The organism is Neisseria sicca (genome assembly GCF_014054945.1).
GTDB lineage: Bacteria > Pseudomonadota > Gammaproteobacteria > Burkholderiales > Neisseriaceae > Neisseria > Neisseria sicca.
Genome location: NZ_CP059566.1, coordinates 823245 through 842602 on the forward strand (window position 1 = coordinate 823245; position 19358 = coordinate 842602).

Annotated in this window: 32 protein-coding genes; 14 read left to right on the forward strand and 18 right to left on the reverse strand. The window is 43.3% G+C overall.

Translation table 11 applies throughout. The features are described 5' to 3' along the window. The first annotated feature begins 302 nt into the window (after window positions 1–302). The 6 genes from H3L95_RS04020 (at window position 303) to H3L95_RS04045 (ending at window position 4174) form a co-directional block, all read left to right on the forward strand. Complete coding sequence (locus H3L95_RS04020) at window positions 303–716, forward strand: hypothetical protein (protein WP_003759169.1); 414 nt, start codon at window positions 303–305, stop codon at window positions 714–716. A 162-nt stretch (window positions 717–878) separates the two neighbouring features. Further along, window positions 879–2354 carry an anthranilate synthase component I gene (trpE, locus tag H3L95_RS04025; RefSeq protein WP_003759164.1) on the forward strand — a complete coding sequence of 492 codons (1476 nt, stop codon included), beginning with the start codon at window positions 879–881 and terminating at the stop codon, window positions 2352–2354. A 61-nt stretch (window positions 2355–2415) separates the two neighbouring features. Next, on the forward strand, window positions 2416–2985 hold the full coding sequence (locus H3L95_RS04030) for an RNA 2'-phosphotransferase (RefSeq protein WP_003759162.1): 570 nt from the start codon (window positions 2416–2418) through the stop codon (window positions 2983–2985). Window positions 2986–3035: 50 nt separating this feature from the next. Further along, window positions 3036–3350 (forward strand): hypothetical protein, encoded by a 315-nt coding sequence (locus tag H3L95_RS04035; protein ID WP_003759160.1) that lies wholly within the window; start codon window positions 3036–3038, stop codon window positions 3348–3350. Between the two features lie 418 nt (window positions 3351–3768). Further along, entirely contained in the window at window positions 3769–3927 is a 159-nt protein-coding gene (locus tag H3L95_RS04040) for a hypothetical protein (RefSeq protein ID WP_164907894.1), read from the forward strand. Window position 3928: 1 nt separating this feature from the next. Continuing rightward, window positions 3929–4174 (forward strand): hypothetical protein, encoded by a 246-nt coding sequence (locus H3L95_RS04045; RefSeq protein WP_003762056.1) that lies wholly within the window; start codon window positions 3929–3931, stop codon window positions 4172–4174. Window positions 4175–4281: 107 nt separating this feature from the next. Here the strand turns inward: H3L95_RS04045 and H3L95_RS04050 are convergent, their stop codons facing one another. From H3L95_RS04050 to H3L95_RS04090, 9 genes are all read right to left on the reverse strand, one after another. Further along, window positions 4282–5469 (reverse strand): zonular occludens toxin domain-containing protein, encoded by a 1188-nt coding sequence (locus H3L95_RS04050; protein WP_003762058.1) that lies wholly within the window; start codon window positions 5467–5469, stop codon window positions 4282–4284. Between the two features lie 9 nt (window positions 5470–5478). After that, window positions 5479–5811 (reverse strand): DUF2523 family protein, encoded by a 333-nt coding sequence (locus tag H3L95_RS04055; RefSeq protein ID WP_003762059.1) that lies wholly within the window; start codon window positions 5809–5811, stop codon window positions 5479–5481. Window positions 5812–5813: 2 nt separating this feature from the next. Further along, window positions 5814–7694: a virulence factor TspB C-terminal domain-related protein gene (locus tag H3L95_RS14030; RefSeq protein ID WP_182096211.1), complete on the reverse strand. Its 1881-nt coding sequence runs from the start codon at window positions 7692–7694 to the stop codon at window positions 5814–5816. Window positions 7695–7757: 63 nt separating this feature from the next. Then, entirely contained in the window at window positions 7758–8060 is a 303-nt protein-coding gene (locus H3L95_RS04065; protein WP_003762066.1) for a hypothetical protein, read from the reverse strand. Between the two features lie 15 nt (window positions 8061–8075). After that, window positions 8076–8291 (reverse strand): major capsid protein, encoded by a 216-nt coding sequence (locus H3L95_RS04070; protein ID WP_003762068.1) that lies wholly within the window; start codon window positions 8289–8291, stop codon window positions 8076–8078. Between the two features lie 61 nt (window positions 8292–8352). Then, window positions 8353–8670 (reverse strand): hypothetical protein, encoded by a 318-nt coding sequence (locus tag H3L95_RS04075; protein WP_003762070.1) that lies wholly within the window; start codon window positions 8668–8670, stop codon window positions 8353–8355. Between the two features lie 22 nt (window positions 8671–8692). Beyond that, a complete protein-coding gene (locus H3L95_RS04080) occupies window positions 8693–8911 on the reverse strand; it encodes a hypothetical protein (protein ID WP_182096212.1) in 219 nt (72 codons plus the stop codon). Window positions 8912–8951: 40 nt separating this feature from the next. After that, window positions 8952–10145 (reverse strand): replication initiation factor domain-containing protein, encoded by a 1194-nt coding sequence (locus H3L95_RS04085; RefSeq protein WP_003762073.1) that lies wholly within the window; start codon window positions 10143–10145, stop codon window positions 8952–8954. A gap of 51 nt (window positions 10146–10196) precedes the next feature. Then, entirely contained in the window at window positions 10197–10409 is a 213-nt protein-coding gene (locus tag H3L95_RS04090; protein WP_003762075.1) for a hypothetical protein, read from the reverse strand. A 155-nt stretch (window positions 10410–10564) separates the two neighbouring features. On the opposite strand from H3L95_RS04090, the gene H3L95_RS04095 reads away from it, so the two are divergent. From H3L95_RS04095 to H3L95_RS04115, 5 genes are all read left to right on the forward strand, one after another. Further along, the gene (locus H3L95_RS04095; protein WP_003762077.1) at window positions 10565–10756 is read left to right on the forward strand and encodes a hypothetical protein; all 192 of its coding nucleotides are present in this window, start codon (window positions 10565–10567) and stop codon (window positions 10754–10756) included. Beyond that, on the forward strand, window positions 10756–10971 hold the full coding sequence (locus H3L95_RS04100; protein ID WP_003762080.1) for a hypothetical protein: 216 nt from the start codon (window positions 10756–10758) through the stop codon (window positions 10969–10971). The genes H3L95_RS04095 and H3L95_RS04100 overlap by 1 nt, the downstream gene beginning before the upstream one ends. Before the next feature lie 51 nt (window positions 10972–11022). Continuing rightward, window positions 11023–11373 carry a helix-turn-helix domain-containing protein gene (locus H3L95_RS04105; protein ID WP_003762049.1) on the forward strand — a complete coding sequence of 117 codons (351 nt, stop codon included), beginning with the start codon at window positions 11023–11025 and terminating at the stop codon, window positions 11371–11373. A gap of 347 nt (window positions 11374–11720) precedes the next feature. Then, entirely contained in the window at window positions 11721–11879 is a 159-nt protein-coding gene (locus H3L95_RS04110; RefSeq protein ID WP_164907894.1) for a hypothetical protein, read from the forward strand. A gap of 1 nt (window position 11880) precedes the next feature. Then, on the forward strand, window positions 11881–12126 hold the full coding sequence (locus H3L95_RS04115) for a hypothetical protein (protein WP_003762056.1): 246 nt from the start codon (window positions 11881–11883) through the stop codon (window positions 12124–12126). Between the two features lie 107 nt (window positions 12127–12233). Here the strand turns inward: H3L95_RS04115 and H3L95_RS04120 are convergent, their stop codons facing one another. The 9 genes from H3L95_RS04120 to H3L95_RS04160 all read right to left on the reverse strand — a co-directional run bounded on the left by H3L95_RS04120 (window position 12234) and on the right by H3L95_RS04160 (window position 18361). After that, window positions 12234–13421 carry a zonular occludens toxin domain-containing protein gene (locus tag H3L95_RS04120; protein ID WP_003762058.1) on the reverse strand — a complete coding sequence of 396 codons (1188 nt, stop codon included), beginning with the start codon at window positions 13419–13421 and terminating at the stop codon, window positions 12234–12236. Between the two features lie 9 nt (window positions 13422–13430). Continuing rightward, window positions 13431–13763: a DUF2523 family protein gene (locus tag H3L95_RS04125; protein WP_003762059.1), complete on the reverse strand. Its 333-nt coding sequence runs from the start codon at window positions 13761–13763 to the stop codon at window positions 13431–13433. Window positions 13764–13765: 2 nt separating this feature from the next. Further along, window positions 13766–15646, reverse strand: a complete 1881-nt coding sequence (locus H3L95_RS14035) for a virulence factor TspB C-terminal domain-related protein (RefSeq protein WP_182096211.1) — start codon at window positions 15644–15646, stop codon at window positions 13766–13768. A 63-nt stretch (window positions 15647–15709) separates the two neighbouring features. Further along, window positions 15710–16012: a hypothetical protein gene (locus H3L95_RS04135; RefSeq protein WP_003762066.1), complete on the reverse strand. Its 303-nt coding sequence runs from the start codon at window positions 16010–16012 to the stop codon at window positions 15710–15712. A 15-nt stretch (window positions 16013–16027) separates the two neighbouring features. Continuing rightward, window positions 16028–16243: a major capsid protein gene (locus H3L95_RS04140; RefSeq protein WP_003762068.1), complete on the reverse strand. Its 216-nt coding sequence runs from the start codon at window positions 16241–16243 to the stop codon at window positions 16028–16030. A gap of 61 nt (window positions 16244–16304) precedes the next feature. After that, window positions 16305–16622, reverse strand: a complete 318-nt coding sequence (locus H3L95_RS04145) for a hypothetical protein (protein WP_003762070.1) — start codon at window positions 16620–16622, stop codon at window positions 16305–16307. A 22-nt stretch (window positions 16623–16644) separates the two neighbouring features. After that, on the reverse strand, window positions 16645–16863 hold the full coding sequence (locus H3L95_RS04150) for a hypothetical protein (RefSeq protein WP_182096212.1): 219 nt from the start codon (window positions 16861–16863) through the stop codon (window positions 16645–16647). Window positions 16864–16903: 40 nt separating this feature from the next. After that, window positions 16904–18097 (reverse strand): replication initiation factor domain-containing protein, encoded by a 1194-nt coding sequence (locus H3L95_RS04155; protein ID WP_003762073.1) that lies wholly within the window; start codon window positions 18095–18097, stop codon window positions 16904–16906. 51 nt (window positions 18098–18148) lie between these two features. Continuing rightward, on the reverse strand, window positions 18149–18361 hold the full coding sequence (locus tag H3L95_RS04160) for a hypothetical protein (protein ID WP_003762075.1): 213 nt from the start codon (window positions 18359–18361) through the stop codon (window positions 18149–18151). A gap of 155 nt (window positions 18362–18516) precedes the next feature. Between H3L95_RS04160 and H3L95_RS04165 the strand changes: the two genes are divergently transcribed. The 3 genes from H3L95_RS04165 to H3L95_RS04175 are packed head-to-tail and all read left to right on the forward strand — an operon-like array spanning window position 18517 to window position 19325. Then, the gene (locus H3L95_RS04165) at window positions 18517–18708 is read left to right on the forward strand and encodes a hypothetical protein (protein ID WP_003762077.1); all 192 of its coding nucleotides are present in this window, start codon (window positions 18517–18519) and stop codon (window positions 18706–18708) included. Next, on the forward strand, window positions 18708–18923 hold the full coding sequence (locus tag H3L95_RS04170) for a hypothetical protein (RefSeq protein ID WP_003762080.1): 216 nt from the start codon (window positions 18708–18710) through the stop codon (window positions 18921–18923). Before H3L95_RS04165 ends, H3L95_RS04170 begins: the two co-directional genes overlap by 1 nt. A gap of 51 nt (window positions 18924–18974) precedes the next feature. Continuing rightward, window positions 18975–19325 carry a helix-turn-helix domain-containing protein gene (locus H3L95_RS04175; protein ID WP_003762049.1) on the forward strand — a complete coding sequence of 117 codons (351 nt, stop codon included), beginning with the start codon at window positions 18975–18977 and terminating at the stop codon, window positions 19323–19325. The last annotated feature ends 33 nt before the right edge of the window (window positions 19326–19358 follow it).

Consider the following 19358-nt stretch of genomic DNA (forward strand, 5'->3'; position numbering starts at 1 on the left):
GTCATGCGTATTTTCAAGGTCTTAAAGAGGTCGTCTGAAAATGGCTTTAAGGGCATCTCAGGATATCGGTTTTCAGACGACCTTTTTCAACGATTTGAGGGTCGTCTGAAACGCCCGTCCTAGCAATAAGTAGCATATTCAAACTATTTCGTTTCGGGTATAGTATCGCCTGAACAGACTTTCAGGCAGGCTGACCGGTGCGGAAGCGACGTTTTATATGTTATCCCTAAAGATTCCCGCGCCGCCAATCGTCAGCCCGCCCTAAACCGTATGATGCGACATTGCTTTGGAGAAGCGCTGAAATGTTCAAACGTCCTGAAGAAATCATCGTCCTTGTCCTTGCCGTCATTTGGGTGGTGCTGACTTATTTCATCGCCGCCTTTCTCGGCGCCGATACTTACACCATCTTCCTGATTACCGGCCTGACGCTGGTATGGGCAGGCGTATGCTTCCGTCTGTGGCAGATTAATTTGAGCCGTAATATCTGGCCGCTGTTTTTAGGCAGCTTGGTGATGTGTTGGTGGCCATATTTGGATTGGTTCGCCATCAAAGACATCGTCGTTCCCGCTTCCGGAGGGGAGGCGATTATCCTGAACAGACCATGGTATGCAAGCTGGACCTTCAAATTCATCCTGTCGCTGATTCCGGTCGTACTCGGCTACACATACAAATGGAAGCAGGCTAAAAAACGCCATACCGCTACGCCAAACGCCTGATATCCCCAGCCTAAAACGCCGTTGATAGCAAACGGCGTTTTGCTTTTTCAGACGACCCGCATACTGTCAACGCTATCGATAAACTGCTATACTTTTCGGATAATTCAACCGGTTTTTACTCGGATAAGGTCGTCTGAAAAGTACCCGACAAACGGAAAAGAAATGATCAGCAAACAAGAATACCAAGCCCAAGCCGCCCAAGGCTACAACCGCATCCCGCTCGTTCAAGAACTCCTTGCCGACTTGGATACGCCGCTTTCCCTCTATCTCAAACTCGCCAACCGCCCCTATACCTACCTGCTCGAATCCGTTGTCGGCGGCGAACGTTTCGGCCGCTATTCCTTTATCGGCCTACCTTGCAGCCACTATCTCAAAGCCAGCGGCAAACATGTCGATGTTTACCAAAACGGCGAAATCGTCGAGCAACACGACGGCAATCCGCTGCCCTTTATCGAAGCCTTCCACAACCGCTTCAAAACGCCCGAAATCCCAAGCTTGCCACGCTTTACCGGCGGATTGGTAGGCTACTTCGGTTACGAAACCATCTACAATTTCGAACACTTCGCCCACCGCCTGAAAAACACCGCCAAAGCCGACCCGCTCGGCACGCCCGACATCTTGCTGATGTTGTCGCAAGAGTTGGCGGTTATTGACAATTTGAGCGGTAAAATCCACCTCATCGTTTACGCCGATCCGGCGCAGCCAGACGGCTACGAACGCGCCCGCGAACGCCTCGAAGACATCCGCACCCAGTTGCGCCAAAGCTGCGCCATCCCGCTCTCGCTCGGCAGCAAACACACCGAAGCCGTCAGCGAATTCGGCGAAGAGCCGTTCAAAGCCTGCGTCGACAAAATCAAAGACTACATCTTCGCAGGCGACTGTATGCAGGTCGTCCCCAGCCAGCGCATGAGCATGGAATTCACCGACAGCCCGCTCGCCCTCTACCGCGCCCTGCGCACGCTCAACCCTTCGCCTTATCTCTTTTACTACGATTTCGGCGATTTTCACATCGTCGGTTCCTCGCCCGAAATCCTCGTCCGCCGCGAACGCGACGACGTCATCGTCCGCCCCATCGCCGGCACGCGCCTGCGCGGCAAAACCCCCGCCGAAGACTTTGCCAACGAGCAGGATTTATTAAGCGACGCCAAAGAAATCGCCGAACACGTCATGCTTATCGATTTAGGGCGCAACGACGTCGGCCGCATTAGCAAAACGGGCGAAGTCAAAGTAACCGACAAAATGGTGATTGAAAAATACTCCCATGTGATGCACATCGTTTCCAACGTCGAAGGCCGTCTGAAAGAGGGCGTTACCAACATGGACATCCTTGCCGCCACTTTCCCCGCCGGCACACTCTCCGGCGCACCCAAAGTCCGCGCCATGGAAATCATCGAAGAAGTCGAACCGAGCAAACGCGGCATCTACGGCGGCGCCGTCGGCGTATGGGGTTTTAACAACGACATGGATTTGGCGATTGCCATCCGCACCGCCGTAGTGAAAAACAACACGCTATACGTCCAAAGCGGCGCAGGCATCGTTGCCGACTCCGACCCGACCTCCGAATGGCAGGAAACGCAAAACAAAGCCCGAGCAGTGGTACGCGCTGCACAGATGGTGCAGGAAGGGCTGGATAAATAAATTTCAGACGACCTTTGTAGAGAAGGTCGTCTGAAAATACTTAAAAGAAAGAAAAACACCCATGAGATTAAATGAAAAACAACAAAAATCCGTCAGCAAATTCCTTAGCCTGATCTTGCGTCACAGACCCGAGCAAATCGGAATTACTCTGGACAAAAACGGCTGGGTGGATATTGATATCCTGCTGGCACAAGCAAATCACCCCAAGCACAACTTTACCGGCATTACATTGACATACGACACTTTAATGGAAATCGTTGAAAACAATGATAAAAAACGATTTACCGTATCAGAAGATGGTAAGCGTATTCGTGCCGCGCAAGGGCATTCCACAAAACAGGTTGAAATCCAGTATTGCGCAACGACACCGCCTGATATCCTATATCACGGTACAGCGGAAAAATCGGTGCAGTCGATATTTGGTCAGGGATTGCATGCAGGTTCACGCCATTTCGTCCATCTTTCGGCAGATATTGAAACTGCAATCAAAGTCGGTTCCCGACATGGTAAACCCGTCGTATTGACCATCGACACCGCCGCCATGCTCGCTGACGGTCATCAGTTTTACCTCGCAGATAACGGCGTTTGGCTGACTGAAAACGTTCCGGCGAAGTTTATTGCCAAGTTGTGAATTTAGTTTGAGTTTTTTTATAAATCCAGATAATTGAGGAGTAAATAGATATGAGAAAATCTTCGATTCTAATTTTGACGGCTTTGACTGTACTGGTTGTTGGTTGTGACAAAATGAAGTCGGATACAAATTCTGATACAAATATCGATCAAAGTGATGTTTGTGTGGTGAGCAAAATCAATAAAGATGAAATTCAAAAATGTACGCCGGGCAAACTTATATTCCTTTCACCACAAACATGGGGTAGTGAAAAAGTTCCTATCGAATTGTCAGCATTTTTCTGCGATACCAATCATCAAGTCATCTACAACAATAGCGGTGTACTGTGTGTCTATACAGACAAACGCATGCATAAAATTAAATAGTTCACATTTGGAAAAATCCGCCTATAAAAATAAGGGGCGGATTTTGTTTGTGAGTAACTTATTATCTGTTACATTAGTTCGCATAATGTACTATTTTGTCCAGTTTATTAAATTACACACCCCATAGATTGCCTTCGGCGACCCTTCGGGGACGTTCGCCACGTGGCAGGCGGGCATGAAATAAAAACCCTTCATGCCCACCTACCACAAGCGTGTTTCTTGAACTTTTGGGAATCAAGGGGGTATTCATAAAGATTGGGCAAAAGGCGCGCCCAATCTTTACAAACCTTCCCCCTTGACACCCAAAATTTCAATTCCTTAAAAATTATAAGTTACTGATTATTAAATAATCTTTTTTATTGACTTATATCGTAGCTACGATATAATAACAACATCAAAACACAAAAAGAAGGACAAAATGCCAGACCCAAAGAAAAAAGCAAACACGAAATACGAAGCAAAGAGAATCGCAAAACGCGTTTCCTTCAACACCGAAACAGAAAAAGACCTATTGGAAAAAGCCGAAAAAATACAGGACTTTTCAAAATGGGTAAAATCCAAAATAAAGGAAATTTAAAATGGAACTTAATTTAATCTTAAATGAACAAGCATATTTTAATAACTCAGCAACAGGAACTTGGAAGGATATTGCATATGTCGCAAAAGGAACTGTAAACGGGCTACCTTGCACAATATGGTGGGAAAACATAAATCCCGAAGCCGAAGACGAATCAGATTGCTGTGATTGGGAAAATCCGTATTTAATAGAACTTGAAAGCCAATTTATAGATCCTGATCAATACGAAAAAATCATAATTCGATAAAAACAAAGGTCGTCTGAATTTCAGACGACCTTATATATTAACGAAAATTTAGCCAGGCAAAATTTAACAAGATGATAATAATGAAAAAATACACCATTCAATTTTAATCAATTACTCGAACCAACCACACCGACACGCGCTGCAAACTGTTGACCCGCTTCGGCATAGCCATCATACATCAAATTTTGAGGACTTTTGCCGCCAAGACTGACAACCTGACCGGAATCATCATTTATTGGGTGAACATTTGAATTTTGAACAACATCCCTACTATTTTCCTTGTATGGATTGAACGGCATGCCGTTTTTTGCATAGTCATTACACGTCTTTTTATCTATCTCTTTGATTATCGTTCCTTGAGATGAATAACAGGAGCAACCCGATTTTCCCCCAGATATACACGCAACAGGATACTCAAGCTGCTTTACCTGTCTAATCGAATCATACAACGGCTTTGATTCAACCAAACCATCAATCTTAGGCTTTAACATCTCTTCAGTCAGATTTTTATTTTGACTAGGTGCTATCTGCCCGCCAATTTCCTGACCTGCCATAGCAGATTTATCTTTCACGCTTTTTTTCAAATCATCAGACGAAACGCCAACAACAGACGATACAGATGAATTTTCAGAATCAGCTTTTTCAGACGACCCCAAACCCGACAAAAGAGAATAACCCATATAGGCAGTGAAACCAAATACAATCAAGGCAACCGGAATAACCCATAAAACACGACTCTTAGGCGTTTTTACTTTGGTATGTATCTCCGCAGACTTATAAAGACCGAACGCTTTTTTATCGAACTTATAGACTTCAGGACGGGCGTTTTTCATGCCTGATTTTGGACTGTTTTCACAATAGTCCCAAAAATAACGCATACGCACACCCAAAGGCGTTTTATGAATATGGTAGTGCGCGCCTACCAAATCGCGAACCTGCTTATCAATACGACCCGGCATTTGCGTGATTAGAATAATATCTACACCCGAATGCCTATGAACATGGAGCCATTCGACAAGCTCAGGCGTTTTAGAACCCGAAGAACGCGGCGGGAAAATATTTTGCGCTTCATCAATAATAACGACAGAGCCGTTATTTTCAGGATACTGAAGCCAAACATTCATGTCATTTATAGTATGCCCTTCAGGAATTTTCTCAGTAGGAATTACCAGATCGGGTATGCCATGCGTGAAAATTTTACGACCCACCCATTCTTTTTTGACCTTTTTTGCCAAATCTGAAACGACAGACAAAGTTTTGCCCGAACCCGGAACACCTGTAATCAAAGTAATCATGATTAATCCTTATTTTATAAATTTAAAAGCACGGTAAGACGACCAAATACCAAACGAAAAGGCGAAACCGCCGAAAATAATATTCATGGCTTCAGGTATGCCAGCCAATCCGAGCAAGCCAATCAAATCGGCGGGCATTCTGAAATAATTATCGGCGACGTAGTTCAAGATGCCTTCAGTAGCTATCGAAAGACCTTCATATGAAACGAGCGTTACACCAAGCCCGAGAAGAAGCTGAAAAAATAGGTTTTTCAGGCTTGGCAGAAACGCCAAAAACAGGCGTCCCAAATACTGAAAAAGCACCCTAAACAAACCACCTAAAAAAGCTGCAAGAGCTGGCATTTTTAACCCCTCATTGAATTGACCGTCTTATAAACCATCATTGCCGCCATAAAATAGGCGAGCGTTATAAATACATATCTCAACCTTTGGGCAGCTTCACATATAGGCGACCACGAGAATGAATGACGACCGAACTGCCCAAAATCAAGCAAAATATCTTGAGGACACTGACCGCCAATAGCAAAAGCAGAAGAGGGTGAAAATGTCCCAAAATTTCCATCTGACTTAATTCCATTCCAATCAGGTTCACCACCGCCATCAGGCACATCAGGAACATCAGGAAGCCCATATTGCTCACCGCCTGAACCATCCCCATTACCATCAGCATTACCACCCGAATTTCCATCAGAATCAGCCTTTTTTGAACCGTTCGATTCACCCGATGAAGAATCTGATTTCTTACCATTACCTTCCAAACCACCCATCTTAGAATTACCCTGACCGGAATTTGACGAATCGGTTTTATTCGAATTTGAATCAGATGAATTTTGCGCAGTGCCACCGCCCGCGGATGGCGCACGACCTCCGTCGTTTGCGCCATTCCCGCCGGCGGTTGCACCCGCTCCATTTCCTTTATTGCTTGACGCGCCACCCCCAACTGATCCGCCACCACCCGCGCCCGAACCGGATGAACTTGAAGAATTGGAACTATTCGATGATGTTGATGAATTCCCACCTAAAGAACCAACAGACGCACCGCCAAAATTTGTATCTTTAGCCTTTTCGGTACAAACAACGGAAAATTTACCCTTTGAATTTGACAACTGTTTAACAGAATTTTCAGAACACCTAGACTCTTTAATAGCCCTATTATTCAACTCAGAATTAGTTTTCTTAGAGTCACTTGGATTTAAGTAACTACAAAAAAATTCATAATAACCCCCAGTATTCGTCAAATCCTTATATGAACCACCAGTAATCTGAGACAAACCCTTAGATCCAATAGATGAAATTGTTGAACATCTTCCATCTGCATAACCCGAACCTACATAAACACGTTTAGATCCATAACCATGTTCACGCATATAAACAGAATAACTCATGGAATAATCAGTAGGACCATCTTTAGGAGATGATGGCAAAGGCGAACCAGAGCCATGACCATTGGAACCACTACCATTACCGCCTGACGAACCGCCGCCACCGCCTGACGAACCACCGCCGCCGCCTGACGAACCACCGCCGCCACCGCCTGACGAACCACCGCCGCCACCGCCTGACGAACCGCCGCCACCGCCTGACGAACCACCGCCGCCGCCTGACGAACCACCGCCGCCACCGCCTGACGAACCACCGCCGCCACCGCCTGACGAACCACCGCCACCGCCGCCTGACGAACCACCGCCACCGCCGCCTGACGAACCACCGCCACCGCCTTTACCTTGTTTTTCTTGGTCGTCCTTTTCCTTTTTTTTCTGTTCAGCGCGCTTTACTTCAATTTCACGTATCAAACGCGCCATTTCATTTTTATCGGCCAATGCCTTTTTTAAGCGTTCCTTTTCGACCCCCATTTCTTTCGCTTTTTTTTCGACTTCAGAATCAGGGACATTCTGTCCAGATGAATTAGATCTTAAAAGCTGATTCATATCGTAGTAGTTAATTTGTTGTTTAGGCTCAATATTTCCTACATATTCGATTTTGTAATAACATTTAGGTACACAAAAATATTTAGTAACGTTCAATCTTTTCAAAACGCCTTTATGTCTAATAACCAACTCTTTGGTATTCCAAAACTCAGTTCTTTGGTCAAAGCCATAAATAGGATCTATAAAACCTGTTTCACTTTCACCCGGCTTTAAATCCGTTACTTCATCCGCATACGCCGCAACAGGCGCAAAAAAAGCGACCGCTGATAAAACGACCGCCGACAAATTCATTTTCATAATTAACCCTTAAACAAGTAAATCAGCGATAAAACCGCGAAAAACCCCATCAGAAAAGGAAAATCAACTACCATCATGCACCCCCATTCCTGATATAAATTTAGCAATCAACTTAAAACAAAACATCAATACAAAAATCGTTATAAAGGGAACAGCAACTTTTGCACCACCCGACATCTGATCAACGACAGAGCATTCAGGCAATGAAAGAACTATCTTTTCCCCATTCATAAACCAATCTTTTCCCATTTTTTGAGGAAAAATTAGTTTCCCTTCACCATTAATAACGGGCGCGGTTTGAGATAAAACAAAGTCGTTAGCGACTTCGATATTCTCGAAACACTGTAAACCTACACGATACCCCATACCGCACCCCGTTAATTATTTACCGCCCATAAAGCTGGAAACGAGGCGGAAAGCCTTCATCACTACATAGACGGACAGCAAAGCCATGCCTACAGAGGTTACAACAGGAACAGCTTTAGCAATTTCCGTTGCCATTGTTGTACCGATATCGCCAATGCCGTCAGCAGCAGCAGCAGCGGACAGACCCACCAGAGCGGCACCAACGCCAATTTTTTGTTTCAAATTTTTCATAGAAAAACACCTTTTTAGTAAGTAAAACCCCGTTTTCAAAGGCAAACGGGCAGCCCAAAAACTATTTAAGTACCTTTTCAGGAGCTTTAATTTCCGAACGAACCGGCTGAATATCGACAATCACGTTTTGGACACGGTTACCGTTTGTTTCGACTTCAATATCAATTTCCGCATCAAAAGGGAGCGGGATACCATTAAATTTTTCAAAATTTTCCGACGTTCCAAACTTCATCGGCTCAGTAGCAGAGCCGCGCATGTCGGGATTATTTCGGGCAAACGGAAATTCGACATAGACCGTCGTAGAATCGTATGCCTTACCCGTATCATTCATAACACCTTTAGAACGTTTTAAGCCTTGTACTTTTGCGAACATTTTCATATCAAATTACCTTCCTGCCTTCTTAGGCTTTTGGACTAAAAATACACATCAAGCGACCATCTTTATCACAATGATATGCAAAACAATTTAAATTAAGTGCGTGCTTAATTCCCAAATGAACCATATAGTCAAATTCATCTTTATCTTTGTCAGATACACCTTTAAATTCAGCAAATTGGCTCACTGATAAACAAATCAAAACACGCCTTAAAGCATAAGAACTATACTTTTCATCATCCACCAAAACACATGGATAAATCTTCCTATTGCACTCGACCCCTTTAATCATTATCAAACCCCTGAAGAATCATTCCGTATTCATCCATCAACTCCAATTCGATAGAACCTTCGTATTCGTCATGAATAAACTGCATATAATGACGTCTTGCACTCAATGCGTACTCAACCGAATAAGAAGCAGGATTCACACGCTCAGGCAATGCACCATCTTTACGCCTTAACCGCTCAACAATTTCATCCGCCGTCATACCCAGCTGAAGCATCATATTCACAGCGCGACCAGCTTGGTTTGCTGCAACTTCCTGAACCCTGTCTATCGACACTTGCATTCTTTTTTCAGACGACAAATAACGATTTGATGAACCAAAATTCTGCAAACGCTCACAAATTGGAAAAGCACCGCCCCAAAATTGACCCGGATTAAGCAATATATCTAGCGGAATCAGACAATTTTTTCCCATGAACTGAAGTTCAAAACGCGTCCAAAACATCCCCGATGTATCCCCCTGTTCCTTTGCCTTATCATAAATTCGGCAATAGCAAGAAGAATTTTTAGAGCCAACACCGAGCGTCTTGCCGTTATCCGTTCCATTCAGCCAATCAGATCCAATTTGTGTCACCAGCGGACGCTTACCCCGCTTGTCAAATTCGCCATTCTGATAAGCTGCCCATGCGGTATCAGGGCTTATTTCTTCGCTATAAAAATCTTTTGCTACGTCGCAACGCGTGATTCTTGGACTATATGCGTGACCGTTCAAAAAACGATATAACCGCTGTTCCCATCCATCCTTAGCAGCCGTACATCCCTTACCAGTCAATTCAATCAATATCGTGCCATTCTGACCGCCAATGTATGCCTGACCGTACAAAACACCTTCAACCGACATTTCCCATCTTTCATCATAAAAACGACCTTTGCCGACGGGAGCAGGGGAGCTAATGCCAAACCCAAAAATCCATTCAGCAATCTCAGACCAGTTTTTCATCACATCTAAGTCAGTTACCGGAGAGGTAATACCCATCGCAAGCAATTCAGGCGCGAAGCCGACAACCGATTTTTCCTTGAATGTGAAGCTCAGGGTATCGATGAAAGCAGTGTTTCCAAGCCCCCGACGGAGCGGTATGACTTTCAAATTCCCGTCAAAATCAATAACGGCTGTTTCGTATCTTTCGTATTCCTGATTTAAAACAACGGTTTCCGAAGGTTCGACCGTTTGTTTTCCTGTCGTCTTCAAATCTCGACCCCCCCTGTTAGATAGGGGGGGGGATTATCCCAAGCCCCCAAATTACTCATCGATACACCCCAAATCTTTCTTAGGCGCACCATATGAAACAGACAGAGCTACACCCGCAGCCACCCACATTTCAGCGCGAGACAACGCTAAAACTTCAGATCGGATATCAAAATAAAGCGTATGGAGCAAAATATCATGTTCACGACACTCAACCCGCCAGCCCGCCTTTTCCTGTATTACTTTTGCGCTACGTTGGTTTTTCATGTTTTGACCTTTTTACAACACGTTAAATTAACGCGTTAACGCGTTAACAAATTTCCAATATGTTAACGCGTTAACACGTTAAGTCAACAACAAATTACTTGTTAACACACAAAGCATTGTTTTATATTGCATAAAAGATTTGAGGAATATGAAAAATGAAAGCACTAAGAATCAAAGACGATCAGGAAGAAAAAATCAGACAGCTAGCTGTAGCAGCAAATAAAAAACTGATACAACTAGGAAGAGAGCCACTCAGAGACAGCGAGCTAGCGCATATGCTGCTAAACGAAGCCTTAAAAAGGGCATTCATAAACGACGACGGCGAAATAGATATAAAGGACAAATAATGTTCAAAAAGGCATTAAAAATCCTAATTTTCGCCCTTTGCTTACTAATAAGCTGGATTGCTGGATACGGATACGGAATGCAAGCTGAACATAATTGCTATGAAGACATCATATCTTCTCATCCAAGAATGTGCGAAGCCTTCACGGGAAAAAACCTTGGAGAACTTGGAGAATTTGAAATCATTGACCTTGAAACTGACGAAAAAACACAGTGAGCCTATGCTCAAATAGCGAGCCTTGTCTAATCATAGTAGTATTTAAATTACATGATTAAACAAGGCTTTGATTTTATTATGTTTGCTCAAAAAGACTGGTTAGACTTGGCAAAAGGTCGCTTACACATCAGATCTGATTATGCGCTTGCAAAAAGATGGGACGTTTCAGCGTCTGAAGTATCTCAATACAGACGCGACAGACTGCGTTTGCCTCTTGCCGTGATACTGGACATCGCCGAAGTCATGCGATGCGACCCGATGGAAATCATTACCGGACTTGAATACCGAAGATGCAGGGAGCGAGACAGGGAGCGGATAAAATCAGAACATTTCAGGCTAATGACTAAATCTAATTGGTACTTTAAAAATGCAGGAAATTTGCCATACAAAGGCGGACGATAGTCCCAATTCGTATAATGTACTATTTTGTCCAGTTTATTAAATTACACACCCCATAGATTGCCTTCGGCGACCCTTCGGGGACGTTCGCCACGTGGCAGGCGGGCATGAAATAAAAACCCTTCATGCCCACCTACCACAAGCGTGTTTCTTGAACTTTTGGGAATCAAGGGGGTATTCATAAAGATTGGGCAAAAGGCGCGCCCAATCTTTACAAACCTTCCCCCTTGACACCCAAAATTTCAATTCCTTAAAAATTATAAGTTACTGATTATTAAATAATCTTTTTTATTGACTTATATCGTAGCTACGATATAATAACAACATCAAAACACAAAAAGAAGGACAAAATGCCAGACCCAAAGAAAAAAGCAAACACGAAATACGAAGCAAAGAGAATCGCAAAACGCGTTTCCTTCAACACCGAAACAGAAAAAGACCTATTGGAAAAAGCCGAAAAAATACAGGACTTTTCAAAATGGGTAAAATCCAAAATAAAGGAAATTTAAAATGGAACTTAATTTAATCTTAAATGAACAAGCATATTTTAATAACTCAGCAACAGGAACTTGGAAGGATATTGCATATGTCGCAAAAGGAACTGTAAACGGGCTACCTTGCACAATATGGTGGGAAAACATAAATCCCGAAGCCGAAGACGAATCAGATTGCTGTGATTGGGAAAATCCGTATTTAATAGAACTTGAAAGCCAATTTATAGATCCTGATCAATACGAAAAAATCATAATTCGATAAAAACAAAGGTCGTCTGAATTTCAGACGACCTTATATATTAACGAAAATTTAGCCAGGCAAAATTTAACAAGATGATAATAATGAAAAAATACACCATTCAATTTTAATCAATTACTCGAACCAACCACACCGACACGCGCTGCAAACTGTTGACCCGCTTCGGCATAGCCATCATACATCAAATTTTGAGGACTTTTGCCGCCAAGACTGACAACCTGACCGGAATCATCATTTATTGGGTGAACATTTGAATTTTGAACAACATCCCTACTATTTTCCTTGTATGGATTGAACGGCATGCCGTTTTTTGCATAGTCATTACACGTCTTTTTATCTATCTCTTTGATTATCGTTCCTTGAGATGAATAACAGGAGCAACCCGATTTTCCCCCAGATATACACGCAACAGGATACTCAAGCTGCTTTACCTGTCTAATCGAATCATACAACGGCTTTGATTCAACCAAACCATCAATCTTAGGCTTTAACATCTCTTCAGTCAGATTTTTATTTTGACTAGGTGCTATCTGCCCGCCAATTTCCTGACCTGCCATAGCAGATTTATCTTTCACGCTTTTTTTCAAATCATCAGACGAAACGCCAACAACAGACGATACAGATGAATTTTCAGAATCAGCTTTTTCAGACGACCCCAAACCCGACAAAAGAGAATAACCCATATAGGCAGTGAAACCAAATACAATCAAGGCAACCGGAATAACCCATAAAACACGACTCTTAGGCGTTTTTACTTTGGTATGTATCTCCGCAGACTTATAAAGACCGAACGCTTTTTTATCGAACTTATAGACTTCAGGACGGGCGTTTTTCATGCCTGATTTTGGACTGTTTTCACAATAGTCCCAAAAATAACGCATACGCACACCCAAAGGCGTTTTATGAATATGGTAGTGCGCGCCTACCAAATCGCGAACCTGCTTATCAATACGACCCGGCATTTGCGTGATTAGAATAATATCTACACCCGAATGCCTATGAACATGGAGCCATTCGACAAGCTCAGGCGTTTTAGAACCCGAAGAACGCGGCGGGAAAATATTTTGCGCTTCATCAATAATAACGACAGAGCCGTTATTTTCAGGATACTGAAGCCAAACATTCATGTCATTTATAGTATGCCCTTCAGGAATTTTCTCAGTAGGAATTACCAGATCGGGTATGCCATGCGTGAAAATTTTACGACCCACCCATTCTTTTTTGACCTTTTTTGCCAAATCTGAAACGACAGACAAAGTTTTGCCCGAACCCGGAACACCTGTAATCAAAGTAATCATGATTAATCCTTATTTTATAAATTTAAAAGCACGGTAAGACGACCAAATACCAAACGAAAAGGCGAAACCGCCGAAAATAATATTCATGGCTTCAGGTATGCCAGCCAATCCGAGCAAGCCAATCAAATCGGCGGGCATTCTGAAATAATTATCGGCGACGTAGTTCAAGATGCCTTCAGTAGCTATCGAAAGACCTTCATATGAAACGAGCGTTACACCAAGCCCGAGAAGAAGCTGAAAAAATAGGTTTTTCAGGCTTGGCAGAAACGCCAAAAACAGGCGTCCCAAATACTGAAAAAGCACCCTAAACAAACCACCTAAAAAAGCTGCAAGAGCTGGCATTTTTAACCCCTCATTGAATTGACCGTCTTATAAACCATCATTGCCGCCATAAAATAGGCGAGCGTTATAAATACATATCTCAACCTTTGGGCAGCTTCACATATAGGCGACCACGAGAATGAATGACGACCGAACTGCCCAAAATCAAGCAAAATATCTTGAGGACACTGACCGCCAATAGCAAAAGCAGAAGAGGGTGAAAATGTCCCAAAATTTCCATCTGACTTAATTCCATTCCAATCAGGTTCACCACCGCCATCAGGCACATCAGGAACATCAGGAAGCCCATATTGCTCACCGCCTGAACCATCCCCATTACCATCAGCATTACCACCCGAATTTCCATCAGAATCAGCCTTTTTTGAACCGTTCGATTCACCCGATGAAGAATCTGATTTCTTACCATTACCTTCCAAACCACCCATCTTAGAATTACCCTGACCGGAATTTGACGAATCGGTTTTATTCGAATTTGAATCAGATGAATTTTGCGCAGTGCCACCGCCCGCGGATGGCGCACGACCTCCGTCGTTTGCGCCATTCCCGCCGGCGGTTGCACCCGCTCCATTTCCTTTATTGCTTGACGCGCCACCCCCAACTGATCCGCCACCACCCGCGCCCGAACCGGATGAACTTGAAGAATTGGAACTATTCGATGATGTTGATGAATTCCCACCTAAAGAACCAACAGACGCACCGCCAAAATTTGTATCTTTAGCCTTTTCGGTACAAACAACGGAAAATTTACCCTTTGAATTTGACAACTGTTTAACAGAATTTTCAGAACACCTAGACTCTTTAATAGCCCTATTATTCAACTCAGAATTAGTTTTCTTAGAGTCACTTGGATTTAAGTAACTACAAAAAAATTCATAATAACCCCCAGTATTCGTCAAATCCTTATATGAACCACCAGTAATCTGAGACAAACCCTTAGATCCAATAGATGAAATTGTTGAACATCTTCCATCTGCATAACCCGAACCTACATAAACACGTTTAGATCCATAACCATGTTCACGCATATAAACAGAATAACTCATGGAATAATCAGTAGGACCATCTTTAGGAGATGATGGCAAAGGCGAACCAGAGCCATGACCATTGGAACCACTACCATTACCGCCTGACGAACCGCCGCCACCGCCTGACGAACCACCGCCGCCGCCTGACGAACCACCGCCGCCACCGCCTGACGAACCACCGCCGCCACCGCCTGACGAACCGCCGCCACCGCCTGACGAACCACCGCCGCCGCCTGACGAACCACCGCCGCCACCGCCTGACGAACCACCGCCGCCACCGCCTGACGAACCACCGCCACCGCCGCCTGACGAACCACCGCCACCGCCGCCTGACGAACCACCGCCACCGCCTTTACCTTGTTTTTCTTGGTCGTCCTTTTCCTTTTTTTTCTGTTCAGCGCGCTTTACTTCAATTTCACGTATCAAACGCGCCATTTCATTTTTATCGGCCAATGCCTTTTTTAAGCGTTCCTTTTCGACCCCCATTTCTTTCGCTTTTTTTTCGACTTCAGAATCAGGGACATTCTGTCCAGATGAATTAGATCTTAAAAGCTGATTCATATCGTAGTAGTTAATTTGTTGTTTAGGCTCAATATTTCCTACATATTCGATTTTGTAATAACATTTAGGTACACAAAAATATTTAGTAACGTTCAATCTTTTCAAAACGCCTTTATGTCTAATAACCAACTCTTTGGTATTCCAAAACTCAGTTCTTTGGTCAAAGCCATAAATAGGATCTATAAAACCTGTTTCACTTTCACCCGGCTTTAAATCCGTTACTTCATCCGCATACGCCGCAACAGGCGCAAAAAAAGCGACCGCTGATAAAACGACCGCCGACAAATTCATTTTCATAATTAACCCTTAAACAAGTAAATCAGCGATAAAACCGCGAAAAACCCCATCAGAAAAGGAAAATCAACTACCATCATGCACCCCCATTCCTGATATAAATTTAGCAATCAACTTAAAACAAAACATCAATACAAAAATCGTTATAAAGGGAACAGCAACTTTTGCACCACCCGACATCTGATCAACGACAGAGCATTCAGGCAATGAAAGAACTATCTTTTCCCCATTCATAAACCAATCTTTTCCCATTTTTTGAGGAAAAATTAGTTTCCCTTCACCATTAATAACGGGCGCGGTTTGAGATAAAACAAAGTCGTTAGCGACTTCGATATTCTCGAAACACTGTAAACCTACACGATACCCCATACCGCACCCCGTTAATTATTTACCGCCCATAAAGCTGGAAACGAGGCGGAAAGCCTTCATCACTACATAGACGGACAGCAAAGCCATGCCTACAGAGGTTACAACAGGAACAGCTTTAGCAATTTCCGTTGCCATTGTTGTACCGATATCGCCAATGCCGTCAGCAGCAGCAGCAGCGGACAGACCCACCAGAGCGGCACCAACGCCAATTTTTTGTTTCAAATTTTTCATAGAAAAACACCTTTTTAGTAAGTAAAACCCCGTTTTCAAAGGCAAACGGGCAGCCCAAAAACTATTTAAGTACCTTTTCAGGAGCTTTAATTTCCGAACGAACCGGCTGAATATCGACAATCACGTTTTGGACACGGTTACCGTTTGTTTCGACTTCAATATCAATTTCCGCATCAAAAGGGAGCGGGATACCATTAAATTTTTCAAAATTTTCCGACGTTCCAAACTTCATCGGCTCAGTAGCAGAGCCGCGCATGTCGGGATTATTTCGGGCAAACGGAAATTCGACATAGACCGTCGTAGAATCGTATGCCTTACCCGTATCATTCATAACACCTTTAGAACGTTTTAAGCCTTGTACTTTTGCGAACATTTTCATATCAAATTACCTTCCTGCCTTCTTAGGCTTTTGGACTAAAAATACACATCAAGCGACCATCTTTATCACAATGATATGCAAAACAATTTAAATTAAGTGCGTGCTTAATTCCCAAATGAACCATATAGTCAAATTCATCTTTATCTTTGTCAGATACACCTTTAAATTCAGCAAATTGGCTCACTGATAAACAAATCAAAACACGCCTTAAAGCATAAGAACTATACTTTTCATCATCCACCAAAACACATGGATAAATCTTCCTATTGCACTCGACCCCTTTAATCATTATCAAACCCCTGAAGAATCATTCCGTATTCATCCATCAACTCCAATTCGATAGAACCTTCGTATTCGTCATGAATAAACTGCATATAATGACGTCTTGCACTCAATGCGTACTCAACCGAATAAGAAGCAGGATTCACACGCTCAGGCAATGCACCATCTTTACGCCTTAACCGCTCAACAATTTCATCCGCCGTCATACCCAGCTGAAGCATCATATTCACAGCGCGACCAGCTTGGTTTGCTGCAACTTCCTGAACCCTGTCTATCGACACTTGCATTCTTTTTTCAGACGACAAATAACGATTTGATGAACCAAAATTCTGCAAACGCTCACAAATTGGAAAAGCACCGCCCCAAAATTGACCCGGATTAAGCAATATATCTAGCGGAATCAGACAATTTTTTCCCATGAACTGAAGTTCAAAACGCGTCCAAAACATCCCCGATGTATCCCCCTGTTCCTTTGCCTTATCATAAATTCGGCAATAGCAAGAAGAATTTTTAGAGCCAACACCGAGCGTCTTGCCGTTATCCGTTCCATTCAGCCAATCAGATCCAATTTGTGTCACCAGCGGACGCTTACCCCGCTTGTCAAATTCGCCATTCTGATAAGCTGCCCATGCGGTATCAGGGCTTATTTCTTCGCTATAAAAATCTTTTGCTACGTCGCAACGCGTGATTCTTGGACTATATGCGTGACCGTTCAAAAAACGATATAACCGCTGTTCCCATCCATCCTTAGCAGCCGTACATCCCTTACCAGTCAATTCAATCAATATCGTGCCATTCTGACCGCCAATGTATGCCTGACCGTACAAAACACCTTCAACCGACATTTCCCATCTTTCATCATAAAAACGACCTTTGCCGACGGGAGCAGGGGAGCTAATGCCAAACCCAAAAATCCATTCAGCAATCTCAGACCAGTTTTTCATCACATCTAAGTCAGTTACCGGAGAGGTAATACCCATCGCAAGCAATTCAGGCGCGAAGCCGACAACCGATTTTTCCTTGAATGTGAAGCTCAGGGTATCGATGAAAGCAGTGTTTCCAAGCCCCCGACGGAGCGGTATGACTTTCAAATTCCCGTCAAAATCAATAACGGCTGTTTCGTATCTTTCGTATTCCTGATTTAAAACAACGGTTTCCGAAGGTTCGACCGTTTGTTTTCCTGTCGTCTTCAAATCTCGACCCCCCCTGTTAGATAGGGGGGGGGATTATCCCAAGCCCCCAAATTACTCATCGATACACCCCAAATCTTTCTTAGGCGCACCATATGAAACAGACAGAGCTACACCCGCAGCCACCCACATTTCAGCGCGAGACAACGCTAAAACTTCAGATCGGATATCAAAATAAAGCGTATGGAGCAAAATATCATGTTCACGACACTCAACCCGCCAGCCCGCCTTTTCCTGTATTACTTTTGCGCTACGTTGGTTTTTCATGTTTTGACCTTTTTACAACACGTTAAATTAACGCGTTAACGCGTTAACAAATTTCCAATATGTTAACGCGTTAACACGTTAAGTCAACAACAAATTACTTGTTAACACACAAAGCATTGTTTTATATTGCATAAAAGATTTGAGGAATATGAAAAATGAAAGCACTAAGAATCAAAGACGATCAGGAAGAAAAAATCAGACAGCTAGCTGTAGCAGCAAATAAAAAACTGATACAACTAGGAAGAGAGCCACTCAGAGACAGCGAGCTAGCGCATATGCTGCTAAACGAAGCCTTAAAAAGGGCATTCATAAACGACGACGGCGAAATAGATATAAAGGACAAATAATGTTCAAAAAGGCATTAAAAATCCTAATTTTCGCCCTTTGCTTACTAATAAGCTGGATTGCTGGATACGGATACGGAATGCAAGCTGAACATAATTGCTATGAAGACATCATATCTTCTCATCCAAGAATGTGCGAAGCCTTCACGGGAAAAAACCTTGGAGAACTTGGAGAATTTGAAATCATTGACCTTGAAACTGACGAAAAAACACAGTGAGCCTATGCTCAAATAGCGAGCCTTGTCTAATCATAGTAGTATTTAAATTACATGATTAAACAAGGCTTTGATTTTATTATGTTTGCTCAAAAAGACTGGTTAGACTTGGCAAAAGGTCGCTTACACATCAGATCTGATTATGCGCTTGCAAAAAGATGGGACGTTTCAGCGTCTGAAGTATCTCAATACAGACGCGACAGACTGCGTTTGCCTCTTGCCGTGATACTGGACATCGCCGAAGTCATGCGATGCGACCCGATGGAAATCATTACCGGACTTGAATACCGAAGATGCAGGGAGCGAGACAGGGAGCGGATAAAATCAGAACATTTCAGGCTAATGACTAAATCTAATTGGTACTTTAAAAATGCAGGAAATTTGCCATACAAAGGCGGACGATAGTCCCAATTCGTATAATGTATATTATGTTAAATA

Bases quoted from the DNA above. Each gene is read 5' to 3' on its own strand.
- H3L95_RS04020 (WP_003759169.1), top strand. From the start codon at position 303: ATGTTCAAACGTCCTGAAGAAATCATCGTCCTTGTCCTTGCCGTCATT.
- trpE (WP_003759164.1), top strand. From the start codon at position 879: ATGATCAGCAAACAAGAATACCAAGCCCAAGCCGCCCAAGGCTACAAC.
- H3L95_RS04030 (WP_003759162.1), top strand. From the start codon at position 2,416: ATGAGATTAAATGAAAAACAACAAAAATCCGTCAGCAAATTCCTTAGC.
- H3L95_RS04035 (WP_003759160.1), top strand. From the start codon at position 3,036: ATGAGAAAATCTTCGATTCTAATTTTGACGGCTTTGACTGTACTGGTT.
- H3L95_RS04040 (WP_164907894.1), top strand. From the start codon at position 3,769: ATGCCAGACCCAAAGAAAAAAGCAAACACGAAATACGAAGCAAAGAGA.
- H3L95_RS04045 (WP_003762056.1), top strand. From the start codon at position 3,929: ATGGAACTTAATTTAATCTTAAATGAACAAGCATATTTTAATAACTCA.
- H3L95_RS04050 (WP_003762058.1), bottom strand. From the start codon at position 5,469: ATGATTACTTTGATTACAGGTGTTCCGGGTTCGGGCAAAACTTTGTCT.
- H3L95_RS04055 (WP_003762059.1), bottom strand. From the start codon at position 5,811: ATGCCAGCTCTTGCAGCTTTTTTAGGTGGTTTGTTTAGGGTGCTTTTT.
- H3L95_RS14030 (WP_182096211.1), bottom strand. From the start codon at position 7,694: ATGAAAATGAATTTGTCGGCGGTCGTTTTATCAGCGGTCGCTTTTTTT.
- H3L95_RS04065 (WP_003762066.1), bottom strand. From the start codon at position 8,060: ATGGGGTATCGTGTAGGTTTACAGTGTTTCGAGAATATCGAAGTCGCT.
- H3L95_RS04070 (WP_003762068.1), bottom strand. From the start codon at position 8,291: ATGAAAAATTTGAAACAAAAAATTGGCGTTGGTGCCGCTCTGGTGGGT.
- H3L95_RS04075 (WP_003762070.1), bottom strand. From the start codon at position 8,670: ATGAAAATGTTCGCAAAAGTACAAGGCTTAAAACGTTCTAAAGGTGTT.
- H3L95_RS04090 (WP_003762075.1), bottom strand. From the start codon at position 10,409: ATGAAAAACCAACGTAGCGCAAAAGTAATACAGGAAAAGGCGGGCTGG.
- H3L95_RS04095 (WP_003762077.1), top strand. From the start codon at position 10,565: ATGAAAGCACTAAGAATCAAAGACGATCAGGAAGAAAAAATCAGACAG.
- H3L95_RS04100 (WP_003762080.1), top strand. From the start codon at position 10,756: ATGTTCAAAAAGGCATTAAAAATCCTAATTTTCGCCCTTTGCTTACTA.
- H3L95_RS04105 (WP_003762049.1), top strand. From the start codon at position 11,023: ATGATTAAACAAGGCTTTGATTTTATTATGTTTGCTCAAAAAGACTGG.
- H3L95_RS04110 (WP_164907894.1), top strand. From the start codon at position 11,721: ATGCCAGACCCAAAGAAAAAAGCAAACACGAAATACGAAGCAAAGAGA.
- H3L95_RS04115 (WP_003762056.1), top strand. From the start codon at position 11,881: ATGGAACTTAATTTAATCTTAAATGAACAAGCATATTTTAATAACTCA.
- H3L95_RS04120 (WP_003762058.1), bottom strand. From the start codon at position 13,421: ATGATTACTTTGATTACAGGTGTTCCGGGTTCGGGCAAAACTTTGTCT.
- H3L95_RS04125 (WP_003762059.1), bottom strand. From the start codon at position 13,763: ATGCCAGCTCTTGCAGCTTTTTTAGGTGGTTTGTTTAGGGTGCTTTTT.
- H3L95_RS14035 (WP_182096211.1), bottom strand. From the start codon at position 15,646: ATGAAAATGAATTTGTCGGCGGTCGTTTTATCAGCGGTCGCTTTTTTT.
- H3L95_RS04135 (WP_003762066.1), bottom strand. From the start codon at position 16,012: ATGGGGTATCGTGTAGGTTTACAGTGTTTCGAGAATATCGAAGTCGCT.
- H3L95_RS04140 (WP_003762068.1), bottom strand. From the start codon at position 16,243: ATGAAAAATTTGAAACAAAAAATTGGCGTTGGTGCCGCTCTGGTGGGT.
- H3L95_RS04145 (WP_003762070.1), bottom strand. From the start codon at position 16,622: ATGAAAATGTTCGCAAAAGTACAAGGCTTAAAACGTTCTAAAGGTGTT.
- H3L95_RS04160 (WP_003762075.1), bottom strand. From the start codon at position 18,361: ATGAAAAACCAACGTAGCGCAAAAGTAATACAGGAAAAGGCGGGCTGG.
- H3L95_RS04165 (WP_003762077.1), top strand. From the start codon at position 18,517: ATGAAAGCACTAAGAATCAAAGACGATCAGGAAGAAAAAATCAGACAG.
- H3L95_RS04170 (WP_003762080.1), top strand. From the start codon at position 18,708: ATGTTCAAAAAGGCATTAAAAATCCTAATTTTCGCCCTTTGCTTACTA.
- H3L95_RS04175 (WP_003762049.1), top strand. From the start codon at position 18,975: ATGATTAAACAAGGCTTTGATTTTATTATGTTTGCTCAAAAAGACTGG.